The following is a 12,922-nucleotide window of genomic DNA, read 5'->3' on the forward strand; positions in this document are numbered from 1 at the left end:
CATGTCCGAACAGACCAAGACCTTTAATCCCGCAGCAGTGACCACCATCCTGTGCGACGCGGACGGAAACCTGTTTCCGTCCGAGGAGATAGCCTTCGAAGCCTCCGTGGGGGTTACCAATGAGCTCGCCGCCGAGCTGGGCATCGACGAGCGCTTCGACTCCGAGCAGCTGCGCCTGGCCACCACGGGAAAGAACTTCCGCACGCTGGCGAAGGAACTCTCCGCGGGAACCGGCCAGTGGGCCAAGCCGCAGCACGAGCTCAGCCAGGAGGACCTCGAGCGATGGATTGCCGAGGAGAAGCGGGTGGTCAGTGACTACCTGAACAAGCGGCTGGAACCGGACACCGACGTCGTCCAGGTCCTGGGCTCGCTGGCCGAGAGTTACGGACTGGCAGTAGTCTCCTCCAGCGCCCTGTCGCGGCTGCAGAAGTGCTTTGAGGCAACGGATCTGGAACAGTTCTTCGCGCCGGAGCGGGTCTTCAGTGCCGAGGACTCCCTCCCGACGCCGGTGAGTAAGCCGGATCCCGCCGTGTACCTGCAGGCCATCAAGGAACTGGGACTTACCGCCGGGGAAACCCTGGCCATCGAGGACTCGCTGCCCGGTGCCCAGTCCGCGGTTGCTGCCGGCTGCCAGGTCATTGGAAACCTCCGCTTTGTGGCGCCGGCCGAACGCGAACAGCGTCGCCGTGAACTGGAGGAGGCCGGCGTCGTCGCCGTCATCAGCTCCTGGCCCGAACTGCTTCCGCTGCTGCGCGGCTAAGGGCAGGGAAGACAAAAAAAGATCCCGATCCGGGTTTCCGGATCGGGATCTTTTTCTTGGTTGCGGGGGCAAGATTTGAACTTGCGACCTCTGGGTTATGAGCCCAGCGAGCTACCGAACTGCTCCACCCCGCGGCGTGGTTACGACTTTACCGTAGATCCGCCGCACAGTGTAATCCAGTGGCGGTGCTCACACTTCGGACGGCGGAATTCGCTACGCTGAACGGCGTGAGTCTGCCGAAAACTGATACCGCCGTCACTTATCCAGCCGGAGCCTTGACGGGCACCGGAACCGTGCAGCATGTGGAGACCCTCTCGGACGGGCGGCTGGCCGTACTGCTCGATGCCACTCCCGTGCACCCCGTGGACGCCGGCTGGCCGGATCAGGGTCCGGACCGGGCAACACTGACGACGCCGGACGGCCGCGAGGTGCCCGTGCTGGACTGCGTGGTGGGCGCCGCGGATGGTGCCGCACTGTTCCTGGGGACGGAAATCCCGGTCCGCAAGGGCACCGGGGACTGGGCGTTCGTCGTGGTTCATGTGCTGCCGGAGGATGCCGGGATTGCCGAGGGTGACCGGGTGGAAGTCCGGGTGGACGGCGGCCACCGGGCCGCGCTTTCAGCCGGGCACACCGCCTGCCATCTCGCTTCCCTGGCGCTGAACCGGCAGCTGGCGGGTGCCTGGAAAAGGGACGTGCAGGCCGACGCCGCAGGCAACCCCAACTTCGACGCCCTGGCAATCGAAACCACAACCATCCTGCCCGGAGGCTCCCGGGATGTTTACCGTCTGGGAAAGTCCCTGCGCCGCAAGGGTTTCCCGCCGGACGCACTGCTGGGGGAGATGGCAGCCGTGGAAGCGGGCGTCAACGCAACGCTGGCCGAGTGGGTCGCATCCGGGGCCGAAATCCGCATCGAGCGCGAATCGGACCTTCTCACCGGCATGCGCCGCTGGGTGTGCGATCTTCCCGGCGGCACGGTTTCCATTCCCTGCGGCGGCACCCACCTATCTTCGCTGGCGGCTGTTTCCGGCATTGAAGTCCGGCTGGTTTCCGGGCCGGGCGAGGGAGCTGCGGAAGTGGTGATGGAAACGCGGTGCACGTAACCGGCCGGTATTAGCCCTACCAATTTCCCGACTCCCTTTGGGGGCGCATTTTCCAACCGTAATTCCCGCAAATTCAAGTAAAACGGGCGCTTTACTGTTTCCCGCAGCTAGCGCACGGGGAGATCTTGTCCGTGGGAGTGGATAGACGTAGTGTTCCGCTCACGTGAGCGGTACCGCTATCTCAAATGAGCAAAGGTGACCAGATGGGATTCCGACACAGCAGGCGGATGAGCAGCCCCGGCCGATCCCGGCTACGCGCCGGTTTGGCAGCAGCGGCGGCCGCTGCCCTCGTACTGACCGGCTGCGGAGGCGCCGAGGCAGAGGGCAAAAACGAAATTGTAGTAGCCATTGTTTCCAATCCGCAGATGCAGGACGCAATCACGCTCCAGGATGAATTCAAGGCCCAGTATCCGGATATTGACGTCAGTTTCGTGTCCCTCCCGGAAAACGAGGCGCGTGCAAAGATCACCGCGTCCGTCGCGACCCAGGGCGGGGAATTCGACGTCGTGATGATCTCCAATTACGAAACCCCGATGTGGGCGGAAAACGGGTGGATCACGAATCTCCAGGACTACGCGGACAGCACTGAGGGATATGACCCGGATGATTTCGTTCCGACAATCCGCGAGGCGCTTAGCTATGAAGGAGACCTGTACTCCGTTCCGTTTTACGGGGAGTCCTCCTTCCTCGCCTACCGGCAGGATCTGTTCGAAGAGGCCGGCCTGACCATGCCCGCCAAGCCCACCTGGGAGGACATCCGCGGGTTCGCCGAAAAGCTCGATGATCCGGAAAACGACGTCGACGGGGTGTGCCTGCGCGGGCTGGCCGGCTGGGGCGAGGTCATGGGGCCGCTGGACACCGTGATCAACACCTACGGCGGCCGCTGGTTCGACGAGGACTGGAACGCGACGCTGGATTCACCCGAGGTGGAAGCCGCGGTTACCGATTATGTGAACCTGGTGCAGACCTACGGCCAGGCCGGTGCCGCCACGAGCGGCTACGGCGACTGCCTGACCCTCTACAGTCAGGGGAGCGCGGCCATGTGGTACGACGCCACGGCCATGGTTTCCTCGGTCGAGGATCCCTCGTCCTCGCTCGTGGTCGGCAAGACCGGATATGCGCCGGCCCCGGTGGAGGAAACCGAATCGTCGGGCTGGCTTTACAGCTGGTCCCTGGCCATCCCTACCACCAGCGAGCAGAAGGACGCCGCCTGGGACTTCGTCTCCTGGATGACCAATAAGGAATACATCCAGCTGGTCGGCGAGGAAATCGGCTGGGAACGGGTTCCTCCGGGCAGCAGGCTTTCCACCTACGAGAACCCCGGATACGCGGAAGTGGCCGGCGCCTATGCCGAGCCGACCTTGACGGCCATGGCCGGGGCCTCGCAGGAAAACAGCATGGTGAAACCCGTCCCCTACACCGGGCTCCAATTCGTTGGGATCCCGGAATTCCAGGACCTGGGGACGCGGGTGGCCCAGCAGATATCAGCCGCCATCGCCGGGCAGCAGACAGTGAAGGAAGCGCTGGAACAATCCCAGGGCTATGCCGAGACGGTGGCTGAGAGCTACCAAAATGGAGGCAGCTGATGTCCACCTTGGTAGAACGCCAGCAGGTCCGTGCCCGGAAGGCGGCTGAGGAACGGCAGGGCGGCGGCATGTCGTCGGCGGAAGGGTGGCGACGGCGGCTGCCGCTGCTGCCTGCATTGATTTTCACCCTGGTGGTGACCCAGGTTCCGTTCCTTTTCACCCTTTGGTACTCGCTGCAGAACTGGAACTTGCTGCGGCCCGAGGGTAACGAATTTGTCGGTCTGGCGAACTACGTGGATATCTTCTCGGATTCCACGTTCCGGGGGGCGGCGCTGAACAGCGTTATCTTCACCGTTGCCTGCGTTTTCTTCGCCATGCTGCTGGGGATCATTTTCGCCCTGCTGCTGGACCGCAGCTTCGCCGGCCGCGGTATCGTGCGGACCCTGCTCATCACCCCGTTCCTGATCATGCCGGTGGCCAGCTCCCTGCTGTGGACCTACTCCATCCTCAACCCCAGCTACGGCCTGCTGAACTGGATCATCGGGCTGGTGGGTATCCCGCCGGTGGACTGGACGTCCCAGCATCCCATCGTGTCCATCCTGATGGCCCTGGTGTGGCAGTGGACCCCGTTCATGATGCTGCTGGTCCTGTCCGGACTGCAGGCGCAGTCCAAGGACGTGCTGGAAGCGGCCCAAGTGGACGGCGCCGGCTGGTGGCGGACCTTCATCTCGGTGACGCTTCCGCAGCTGCGCCGGTATATCGAACTCGGCATCCTCCTCGGTGCCATCTACGTGGTCAACACCTTCGACCAGATCTACCTCATGACCGCCGGCGGCCCCGGTACGGCAAGCGCCAACCTGCCGTTCTACATATACCAGCGGGCCTTCCTCGGCTTCGACATCGGCCAGGCTGCCGCCATGGGCGTGGTGGTGGTCATCGCGACCATGATCGTGGCGACCCTCGCGCTGCGCCTGATCTTCCGAAGCTTCGACGTAAAGGATTAACGACGTGGCTACCCAGACTGCTGCACCCACCCCCGCCGGGAAAGAGACCACTCCCGCCGCATCTACTGTCCGTAAACCCGACCGGCGATTCAACTCCGCACCCATCCTCACCACGGTGACCTGGGTGCTGGCGCTGATCTTCTTCTCGCCGGTGCTCTGGATGGTGCTGACGTCCTTCAAACAGGAATCCGCTGCGGCATCGGACCCTCCCGTGTTCTTCTTCGCTCCCACGCTGGATCAATACCGGGCGGTGCTGGACAGCGGAGCCGGAAGCTATTTCGTCAATTCGGCGATAGCCACCGGCGTCTCCACCCTCCTCGTGATTCTCCTGGCGGTGCCGGCCTCCTATGCCCTGAGCATCCGCCCGGTGAAGAAAACCTCCGATGTGCTGTTCTTCTTCATCTCCACCCGCATGCTGCCTGTCGTAGCGGTCATCATGCCGATTTATGTGATTGCCGGCCAGCTGAAGGTCCTGGACAACGTGTGGACGCTGGTGGTCCTGTACACCTCAATGAACCTGCCCATCGCGGTGTGGATGATGCGCTCGTTCTTCCTGGAAGTGCCGGGGGAGGTGCTTGAAGCGGCACAGATGGATGGTGCCGGCCTAATGAAGACCTTGTGGCGCGTCCTGATGCCGATGGTTGCGCCCGGTTTGGCGGCGACGGCATTGATCTGCGTGATTTTCGCCTGGAATGAATTCTTCTTCGCGCTTATCCTCACCGCCGGCCAATCGGCCACGGTACCGGTCTTCCTGATGTCCCAGATGACCAGCGAAGGCCTGTTCCTGGCGCAGCTCTCGGCGGCTTCCGTGCTGGCTTCGCTGCCGGTAGTCATTGCCGGCTGGGTGGCGCAGAAGCAGCTGGTCCGCGGCCTGTCCATGGGCGCCGTCAAGTAGGCGCGGGTCATGCTGTGGCCGGGCCGCACCGGGGCCCGGTCACAGCGCTGAGTTCTGCTCCTGGACCGTGGCGTTGGAGGACACCTCGAAGGTCCTTTCGGGCGGTTCCACATTGGCGGGATCCATCCACATAAACTCCCAGACGTGTCCGTCCGGGTCGGTGGCCGAGCCGCTGTACATTCCGGGCATGCGTTCCTCCGCCGGGGCGTAGAGGGCACCCCCGCCGGAGGTGCAGGCGGCCAGGAAACGGTCCACTTCGTCCCTGCTGTCGCAGCTGATGCCGTTCAGCACTTCCTTGCCGGCGGAAGCAAGGTGCGGTGTGTCGCCTTTGGGCAGGAACTCCTGGTAATAGTCCTGCTGCAGCAGCATCACCACAATGCTGTCCGAGACGACAATGGCTGTGGTCCGTTCATCGCTGAACTGCGGGTTCTTGGTGAATCCGAGACCCAGGTAGAAGTTTTCCGCGGCGGGCAAGTCAGCCACGGGGAGGTTGGGGAAAATCATGCGTTCCATGAGGGGTCCTTCCAGACAATCCATGGGCGCGCATCGTGGCGGAGGGCCCACGGGAATAGGCGTACGGGTAACGCGCTGTTCCTTCACACTCCCACTGCCCGCCGCTGCTGACAACGGGTACCCGTTTCCCTGTCCGGGCGGACGCCCCCGCCTGCTGGATCGGCCCGGCCGCCCGGCCCGGGGACTGTCCTGCGGTGAAATGTGACCTGCCTCTATGCGTCCGCCGGGCAATAACTGCTAATCTCACAGCTGCGAAGGCGGGCCGGCATCTCCGGCTATCTACCTGGCATAACAGGACCTAGGGAGAAGCCAATGAGCAGTACTTCGGATGAAATCTACCTGGCCCAGGCCATTCGCCTGGCCACGGAGAACGTGGCCAACGACGGCGGTCCCTTCGGCGCCGTCGTTGTCACCGCGGAAGGTGCCGCGTTTGAAGGCGTGAACCGCGTGACCGCGAACAATGACCCCACCGCGCACGCCGAAGTTACGGCCATTCGCAACGCGTGCGCCACGCTGGGCACGTTCGACCTGACGGGTGCGGTGCTCTACACCAGCTGCGAGCCGTGCCCGATGTGCCTGGCGTCCTCGCTCTGGGCGCGCGTGGACCGGGTTGTTTTTGCGGCAGACCGGCACGACGCCGCCGGTGCGGGATTCGATGACGCGGCCTTCTACGAATACTTCGATCTGCCGCAGGAACAGCGTTCCATGCAGGTTGCCCAGCTGGCCGTGGAAGGCACTCCGGCAATGGGTCCGTTCAACGCCTGGAACGCAGCCTCGGAGCGGATCGACTACTAGCCTGCTGCGCCGGTGGCCGCCGTCGCCGATGCTGCCGGTGGCCGCCGTCGCCCGAAGGATTCCGCACCCCGGTTCCTAGAACCGGTGCTCCAGTGCGGCGCCGATGGTTTTGGAGTAGCAGGTAGACCCGTCGGAGGCGATGTACGGGCCGAAATTCGGCACCACCCGGTAGCCGGCAAACTCGTAAAAGCGGTGCCCGTCCGGCTGGGCGGAGCCGGCCTCTGCCATAAGGACAGCGAATCCCATCTGCTTCGCGCGTGCCTCCAACGCCCCCAGGACCGCCGTCGCCACTCCTGAACCGCGCGCATACGGCAGGACGTACACCCGCTTGATTTCCGCCGTCGTTGTATCCAGCCGCCGCAGCCCGCCGCAGCCCAGCGGCTGGCCGGTGCTGCGCTCGTACGCAATGAGGAAAACCGCCGCATCGGCGGCGCGCGGCGGGTTGGGATCGTGTTCCATGGTGCCGTAGCGGGCATCCAGTTCGGCCTGCTGGGCTTCGCGCAGGTCGGCGCCCACGGGATTGCTCCACGGCACTTCGCGGATCCGCAGGTGCGGTGTTGAGTAGGGACGGAATCCGGAAAAGGGTCGCAAATCCGACATGCTGCCTCCAGCGTCAGGGGTATGGCTTCCACGCTAGGAGTCCGGGGTTTCGCCCGTGTTTCGGCAGTGTGCCGTCCCGGCAAAAGGAATGTTCCGGATCTGCGAACCGTGCGAGAATAGTGGCGATGTCAACTGTCGATTCTTCCCCCGCCAAAAAGTCCGAGCAGCGCCGTGTCCGCTCGGTTCCCACCGCCACCGGACCTCAGGTCCGCCCCGCCACGGAGGGTTGGGAACAGGCCAAGGAGCCCGACGGCCGCCCGCTGCTGCAGTTCAAATCTCCGCGTGTTTCCCAGCCGCCGGCCCATCTGGCGGACATGACGCTGGCCGAACGCCAGGAGAAGCTGAAGTCCCTGGGCCTGCCCGCGTTCCGTGCGAAGCAGCTGTCGGTGCATTACTTCCAGCACTACACCACTGATCCGGAAGCCATGAGCGACCTCCCGAAGGAGCGCCGCGACGAGCTTGTGGGCGAGATGTTCCCCACGCTGCTTACCGAGATCAAGCGCCTGACCACCGACAACGGCGACACGATCAAGTTCCTCTGGCGGCTCTTCGACGGCTCCCTCGTGGAGTCCGTGCTGATGCGCTATCCGGGCCGCATCACCCTGTGCGTCTCCAGCCAGTGCGGCTGCGGCATGAACTGCCCGTTCTGCGCCACCGGCCAGGCCGGCCTGACCCGCAACATGTCCACCGCGGAAATCCTGGACCAGATTGTCCAGGCCAACCGGGTCATCAAGGAAGGCGGCCTGGGCGGCAAGCGGCGCGACGGCGGCCACGACGCCGAGCGCGTCACCAACATTGTCTTTATGGGCATGGGTGAGCCGCTGGCCAACTACAAGCGCGTGATGAACGCCGTGCACCGGATGGCCGCCGAGGTTCCGGAAGGCCTGGGCATGAGCGCCCGCAACATCACCGTCTCCACCGTGGGCCTGGTGCCGGCCATCAAGAAGCTGGCCGAGGAGAACATTCCGGTGACCTTCGCGCTGAGCCTGCACGCTCCGGACGACGAGCTGCGCGACGAGCTGATCCCGGTCAACAGCCGGTGGAAGGTGGACGAGGCGCTGGACGCCGCGTACAACTACTACCGCGTCACCGGCCGCCGCGTCTCCATCGAGTACGCGTTGATCAAGGACATGAACGACCACGCCTGGCGCGCGGACCTGCTCGCCAAGAAGCTCAATGCCCGCGGCCGCGGCTGGGTGCATGTGAACCCCATTCCGCTGAACCCCACGCCCGGTTCTATCTGGACGTCGCCGGAGCCCGACGTCATCCAGGAGTTCATCAACCACCTGATCGACGCCGGCATCCCCACCACCATCCGCGACACCCGCGGCAAGGAGATCGACGGCGCCTGCGGCCAGCTGGCTGCGGCGGACTAGCGCCTCCAGTAACCGCGACTTAACGACGACGGCGGGAGGCCGGGCTGCGTGCCCGGCTCCCGCCGTCGTCGTTTTTGGTCTGTGTACCGGTCTGCGTGCTACTTCAGGTGGTCCACCAGGGTCTCCGCGATGCCCGTGTACTTTGCCGGAGTGAGTGCCTGCAGGCGCGCCTCCGCGTCGGCGGGGAGGCCGAGGCCGGCAATGAATTCCTTCATCCGCTCGGCGTCCACGCGGTGGCCGCGGGTGAGGTCCTTGAGCCGTTCATAGGGGTTTTCCATGCCCTCAACGCCGGCGACGGCCTCGGCGCGCATCACCATCTGGATGGCCTCCCCGAGCACCTCCCAGTTGGCGTCCAGATCCTGCGCGAGGACCTGCTCGGCCACGTGCAGCCGCTGGAGTCCCTTGGCGACGTTGGAAATCGCGAGCACCGAGTGTCCGAAGGCCACACCGATGTTGCGCTGCGAGGAAGAGTCGGTGAGGTCGCGCTGCCAGCGGGAGGTGACCAGGGTGGCGGCGAGTGTGTCCAGCAGGCCGTTGGAAATCTCCAGGTTCGCTTCGGCGTTCTCGAAGCGGATCGGGTTGACCTTGTGCGGCATGGTCGAGGAGCCGGTGGCGCCCTCGACCGGGACCTGCGCGAAGTAGCCAATGGAGATGTAGCTCCACACATCCGTGCAGAAGTTGTGCAGGATGCGGTTGAAACGGGCGATGTCCGCGTACAGCTCGGCCTGCCAGTCGTGGGATTCAATCTGCGTGGTCAGCGGATTCCAGGCCAGGCCCAGGCCTTCCACGAAGCTGCGTGCCACCTGCTGCCAATCGGTCTGCGGAGCCGCGGCGTAGTGGGCGGCGTAGGTGCCGGTGGCGCCGTTGATCTTGCCCAGGAACTCGGTGTTGCGGATCCGTCGGAGCTGGCGCGTGAGGCGGTGCACGGTGACGGCCAGTTCCTTGCCCAGCGTGGTGGGGGTGGCCGGCTGTCCGTGGGTTCGGGACAGCATGGGGACGGTGCGGGTGTCCCCGGCCATGGCGGCGATCTGGTCCACCAGGTCCTGTGCGGCGGGCAGCCAGACGTTTTCGACGGCGCCCTTGATGCCCAGTGCGTAGGCAAGGTTGTTGATGTCCTCGGACGTGCAGCCGAAGTGCACCAGACTCTTCAGGTTCTCGAGGCCGAGTGCCGGAAGCCGGTCGGCAATGTAGTACTCGACGGCCTTGACATCATGCACGGTGCGTTTTTCGATTTCGCCCAGCTCGGCCACGGCGTTCCCATCGAAGCCCGTAACGATTTCCCGCAGCTGGTGCTGCTGCTGTTCCGTAAGCGGCTGGGTGCCCGGCAGGACGGCGTTGGAGGTCAGGTGAATCAGCCACTCCACCTCCACATGGGTCCGGTCCCGGTTCAGCGCGGCTTCGGAAAGGTAGTCCACCAGCGGTGCGGTGGCGCTGCGGTAGCGGCCGTCCAGCGGACCCAGGGCAATAGCGGGGGTCACGGAGGCAAGGGAGACACGGGGAGCAGATACGGATTCGGCCATGCGGCAATTCTTTCATGCCGGTGGGGTGCTGCCGGCGTGTGACTTTCGGCTGCGTTACGGGTTTGCCCGGACCGGTCACTATCCCTCAACAGCCAGGTTTTCGAACGTGCAGGTTCCGGGTGTTTCCACCGGCGGTGCACGGGACACCGCATTTCGGCGACCTGCCCGGCAACCTTGACGGACGGGCGTCGTTCTTGTGCGGGTTCCCGTGCGGCTTCCTCCTGAGCGGGCCTGCGTCCGGAGGCGAGGGCTAGGTTCCGGCTGATAGACAATCCGTCCCCCGAGGGAGGAATCAATGGACCAAATGGCAGCTGCGGCGTACGCGGCGGAGACGGAACGTTTGCTTCTTGCGTTTGCCGTGGAAACCGACGAGCTGGAACGGGAGGTTGCCAATGCCGCAATTGTCCAGTGGGAGTCACCGGCCGCTAATGCTTTCCGGCAGCAGCTCCTTGCGGTAGCGCAGCGGTTTCCCGACGTTTCGCTGCAGCTGCGGTCAGCCGCCGGGGAGCTGCGGCAGGATCCGCTCATGTTGGCTGCGGGGAGCTGACCATGGCGGAGACCGGAACTTGCGACCGGCGGATGTACGAGGTCAGGGGCGGGGCTGCGGGGCTTCTGGTCCAGTACGAGGACCTGGCCCGGGCGGCGGGCAGGCTGGAAACGACCACAGGCCGTGTGCGGCAACTCGAGGAGAGGGTGACGGAGCTTTGGCTGGAAGTTGGTGCCTTTGGCGGCGGATCAGTGTCGGCCGACCGGGTCCGGGCACGGATGATGGAGGCAGGGCACGCGTTGAGGACTTCTGCTGCCGCCGTCGATGAACTGGCGGACGGGGTGCGTGAGAGCGCCCGTGCCTACGCCGAAGCCGAAGGGCGGGTCCTGACACGTATTCCTTCCGTCGCCCCCTTTCTCCTGACCCCATTCGCTCCCCGCCGGCGTCTTCGGGCTGGGGGATCCGCTGCTCTCCGCGAGGCAGGGACGGGCCTTGTGGATTCGGCCTCCGAAAGCTTGATGGGTGCTGCCCTGCTCCTGCTTTACGGTGCGGGGAGGGGGAAGCTGCGGCCAGTGGAGGTATTGGCGCTTCCCGGCGCACAGGAACGTGTGCGGCTGGACGGAACTGCTGCCGGCCTCCTTGAACGCTCGGAGGTATTGAAGCGGGAGAACAATCCAGGCGTGATTGAAGTGCTTCCGATTGCCGCGAGCGACGGAGACCGGGCTTTCGTGGTCACCATTCCCGGGACGCAGGGCCTCGGCATTGCACGCGGAAGCGAGAACGCGTTCGATGTCATGGGCGTCCTCGAACCGTCCCTGAAAGACAGTGCTTACGTTGCAGCGGGAGTGCGCGAAGCCCTGCGTCTTGCCGGGGCCGAAGCAGGGGACGCCGTCATCCTGTCCGGCTACAGCCAGGGCGGAGACCACGCTACCCATGTTGCCGGCTACCTTGCGGAGGAAAGCGGCTACGAAGTGGCGTTCCTGCTGACTGCAGGCAGCCCCACAGGAGCTACCGACCTGCCTCCCGGTATTCCGGCGCTGCATTTGGAGCATGTTCAGGACTGGGTGCCAAGACTTGATGCGTGGCAGAACCCCGATACGCCGGACCGGGTCACCATGACACTGACGAATCCAGTGGTCACCCCGGAGGGCGAGGACGCCGGGTTGGGGCCCGGACATCGGCTGGACAACTACCGTGAGGGGGCCGCGATCGCAGATGCCAGCGATGATGCTTCCCTGCGGGCGTCTCTGGAATCACTCGGTGCTGCGGTTGCAGCCGGCAGCGTTGCCACCAGGCACTTGTACCGTCTCTCCCGGGAAAAACTTCCGCCGCGACAAGCGGCAGTTGTGCCAAGACCTGCACCGTCGCGGGGGCATAGCCCGGGGCCAAGGGAGGAATACCGGCCGCCTGTCGGGCCCTAGGTTCCTCTCGTTTTTGATGCGCCTTTCCCGTCAGAGGCTCGGCCGGGCGGGAACGGCGGCGATATCCGGTGCCGGTTGGTTGCTTGTGGCCTAGGTGGGGCTCGAGTATCCCTCCACAAGCTGTACCGGCTGAACGGCTCTCGGGTGTTTTCCACATTGCATCGGTTTGCGGGTTTGGGCGGGTGCCTGAGCTGCTGGACTGGATTCATGGAAAAGCCCACCGTCCGGACTTCGCGCTCCGGGAGTCGATCATCATCTGGTCGCCGTTCGGGAACGCGTTCACGTCCGAACAGCGCGGGTACCGGAAGCGCCGGCGGTCACACTCAGGTGCCGCAGGATCCACCATTTAAGGCATGGACAAGCAACGCATCACCCGATGCGGACACGGGCGTTCCGAAGGTGTTGCCCGGTGTGTTCTCCGTGTCGGCCAGTGATGTTCCGGCTGCAGGCACGGAGTTGCCGCCCGGGTTGATGGGGATGCTCTCCCTCCAGGGACCCGAGGAACTGGGGCAGGAAGCGGCGCTGCAGACCCTGGAGCGTCTCAACGCAGCGGTCTGCTGGGTGCAGGCACAACAGGCGCGCACCGTGTACCGGCTGCAGGAACTCACTGCGCAGAACCTGGGGCGGCATCCGCATCCGGATCTCGCACGCGCAGGAAGTGAAGCCGGGGCAAAGACGTCGGCAGTTGGCGCCGATGCTGCGGTTCCTGCACCCGACGGGAAAGCCGGGGCGACCACAGAAAATGTGCCACCCGCCGCAGACTCTGCGGCTGCTGACGGCAATGACCGGACCGACAGTCAGAGCCGGGGTGGGGAGTGGGTGCTCAGGGCCACTGCTGCCGAGGTCGGTGCCCTGCTGTGCCTGACTAATTTTGCTGCGTTGCGGCTGGTCTCCGATTCGGAGCAGTTGTGCACCCGCTGCCCGG

At 64.8% G+C, this 12,922-nt stretch carries 14 protein-coding genes and 1 tRNA gene; 11 read left to right on the top strand and 4 right to left on the bottom strand.

The window, feature by feature from the left end; all coding sequences use genetic code 11:
* Nucleotide 1: 1 nt before the first annotated feature.
* Nucleotides 2-760, top strand: coding sequence for an HAD family hydrolase (locus LOC60_RS12355; RefSeq protein ID WP_230025539.1), 759 nt, complete (start codon nt 2-4; stop codon nt 758-760).
* A gap of 57 nt (nt 761-817) precedes the next feature.
* Here LOC60_RS12355 and LOC60_RS12360 read toward each other — a convergent pair.
* Nucleotides 818-894, bottom strand: a tRNA-Met gene (locus tag LOC60_RS12360).
* Nucleotides 895-987: 93 nt separating this feature from the next.
* Between LOC60_RS12360 and LOC60_RS12365 the strand changes: the two genes are divergently transcribed.
* The 4 genes from LOC60_RS12365 to LOC60_RS12380 all read left to right on the top strand — a co-directional run bounded on the left by LOC60_RS12365 (nt 988) and on the right by LOC60_RS12380 (nt 5,285).
* The gene (locus tag LOC60_RS12365) at nt 988-1,860 is read left to right on the top strand and encodes a metal-dependent hydrolase (protein ID WP_230025541.1); all 873 of its coding nucleotides are present in this window, start codon (nt 988-990) and stop codon (nt 1,858-1,860) included.
* Nucleotides 1,861-2,087: 227 nt separating this feature from the next.
* A complete protein-coding gene (locus LOC60_RS12370; RefSeq protein ID WP_230025543.1) occupies nt 2,088-3,446 on the top strand; it encodes an ABC transporter substrate-binding protein in 1,359 nt (452 codons plus the stop codon).
* Nucleotides 3,446-4,390 (top strand): carbohydrate ABC transporter permease, encoded by a 945-nt coding sequence (locus LOC60_RS12375; RefSeq protein ID WP_230025545.1) that lies wholly within the window; start codon nt 3,446-3,448, stop codon nt 4,388-4,390. Before LOC60_RS12370 ends, LOC60_RS12375 begins: the two co-directional genes overlap by 1 nt.
* A 103-nt stretch (nt 4,391-4,493) precedes the next feature.
* Entirely contained in the window at nt 4,494-5,285 is a 792-nt protein-coding gene (locus tag LOC60_RS12380) for a carbohydrate ABC transporter permease (RefSeq protein WP_230025620.1), read from the top strand.
* A gap of 39 nt (nt 5,286-5,324) precedes the next feature.
* Here LOC60_RS12380 and LOC60_RS12385 read toward each other — a convergent pair whose 3' ends face one another.
* Nucleotides 5,325-5,798 (bottom strand): VOC family protein, encoded by a 474-nt coding sequence (locus LOC60_RS12385; RefSeq protein ID WP_230025547.1) that lies wholly within the window; start codon nt 5,796-5,798, stop codon nt 5,325-5,327.
* 312 nt (nt 5,799-6,110) lie between these two features.
* Here LOC60_RS12385 and LOC60_RS12390 point away from each other — a divergent pair, with 312 nt between their 5' ends.
* Complete coding sequence (locus LOC60_RS12390; RefSeq protein ID WP_230025549.1) at nt 6,111-6,593, top strand: nucleoside deaminase; 483 nt, start codon at nt 6,111-6,113, stop codon at nt 6,591-6,593.
* A gap of 75 nt (nt 6,594-6,668) precedes the next feature.
* Here LOC60_RS12390 and LOC60_RS12395 read toward each other — a convergent pair whose 3' ends face one another.
* Complete coding sequence (locus LOC60_RS12395) at nt 6,669-7,193, bottom strand: GNAT family N-acetyltransferase (protein ID WP_230025551.1); 525 nt, start codon at nt 7,191-7,193, stop codon at nt 6,669-6,671.
* 125 nt (nt 7,194-7,318) lie between these two features.
* Between LOC60_RS12395 and rlmN the strand changes: the two genes are divergently transcribed.
* On the top strand, nt 7,319-8,569 hold the full coding sequence (gene rlmN / locus LOC60_RS12400; protein ID WP_230025553.1) for a 23S rRNA (adenine(2503)-C(2))-methyltransferase RlmN: 1,251 nt from the start codon (nt 7,319-7,321) through the stop codon (nt 8,567-8,569).
* 98 nt (nt 8,570-8,667) lie between these two features.
* Here rlmN and purB read toward each other — a convergent pair whose 3' ends face one another.
* Complete coding sequence (gene purB / locus LOC60_RS12405) at nt 8,668-10,089, bottom strand: adenylosuccinate lyase (RefSeq protein WP_230025555.1); 1,422 nt, start codon at nt 10,087-10,089, stop codon at nt 8,668-8,670.
* 295 nt (nt 10,090-10,384) lie between these two features.
* Here purB and LOC60_RS12410 point away from each other — a divergent pair, with 295 nt between their 5' ends.
* The 4 genes from LOC60_RS12410 to LOC60_RS12425 all read left to right on the top strand — a co-directional run.
* Entirely contained in the window at nt 10,385-10,636 is a 252-nt protein-coding gene (locus tag LOC60_RS12410) for a hypothetical protein (RefSeq protein WP_230025558.1), read from the top strand.
* A 2-nt stretch (nt 10,637-10,638) separates the two neighbouring features.
* Nucleotides 10,639-11,997: a WXG100 family type VII secretion target gene (locus LOC60_RS12415; RefSeq protein ID WP_230025560.1), complete on the top strand. Its 1,359-nt coding sequence runs from the start codon at nt 10,639-10,641 to the stop codon at nt 11,995-11,997.
* 182 nt (nt 11,998-12,179) lie between these two features.
* A complete protein-coding gene (locus LOC60_RS12420) occupies nt 12,180-12,347 on the top strand; it encodes a hypothetical protein (protein ID WP_230025562.1) in 168 nt (55 codons plus the stop codon).
* Between the two features lie 61 nt (nt 12,348-12,408).
* A partial coding sequence (locus tag LOC60_RS12425; RefSeq protein ID WP_230025564.1) for a hypothetical protein occupies nt 12,409-12,922 on the top strand: 514 nt, incomplete at its 3' end.

The sequence above is a fragment of the Arthrobacter sp. zg-Y769 genome (assembly GCF_020907405.1).
GTDB lineage: Bacteria > Actinomycetota > Actinomycetes > Actinomycetales > Micrococcaceae > Arthrobacter_B.

Bases quoted from the DNA above. Each gene is read 5' to 3' on its own strand.
- LOC60_RS12410 (WP_230025558.1), top strand. From the start codon at position 10,385: ATGGACCAAATGGCAGCTGCGGCGTACGCGGCGGAGACGGAACGTTTG.
- rlmN (WP_230025553.1), top strand. From the start codon at position 7,319: ATGTCAACTGTCGATTCTTCCCCCGCCAAAAAGTCCGAGCAGCGCCGT.
- LOC60_RS12395 (WP_230025551.1), bottom strand. From the start codon at position 7,193: ATGTCGGATTTGCGACCCTTTTCCGGATTCCGTCCCTACTCAACACCG.
- purB (WP_230025555.1), bottom strand. From the start codon at position 10,089: ATGGCCGAATCCGTATCTGCTCCCCGTGTCTCCCTTGCCTCCGTGACC.
- LOC60_RS12355 (WP_230025539.1), top strand. From the start codon at position 2: ATGTCCGAACAGACCAAGACCTTTAATCCCGCAGCAGTGACCACCATC.
- LOC60_RS12390 (WP_230025549.1), top strand. From the start codon at position 6,111: ATGAGCAGTACTTCGGATGAAATCTACCTGGCCCAGGCCATTCGCCTG.
- LOC60_RS12375 (WP_230025545.1), top strand. From the start codon at position 3,446: ATGTCCACCTTGGTAGAACGCCAGCAGGTCCGTGCCCGGAAGGCGGCT.
- LOC60_RS12370 (WP_230025543.1), top strand. From the start codon at position 2,088: ATGAGCAGCCCCGGCCGATCCCGGCTACGCGCCGGTTTGGCAGCAGCG.
- LOC60_RS12415 (WP_230025560.1), top strand. From the start codon at position 10,639: ATGGCGGAGACCGGAACTTGCGACCGGCGGATGTACGAGGTCAGGGGC.
- LOC60_RS12385 (WP_230025547.1), bottom strand. From the start codon at position 5,798: ATGGAACGCATGATTTTCCCCAACCTCCCCGTGGCTGACTTGCCCGCC.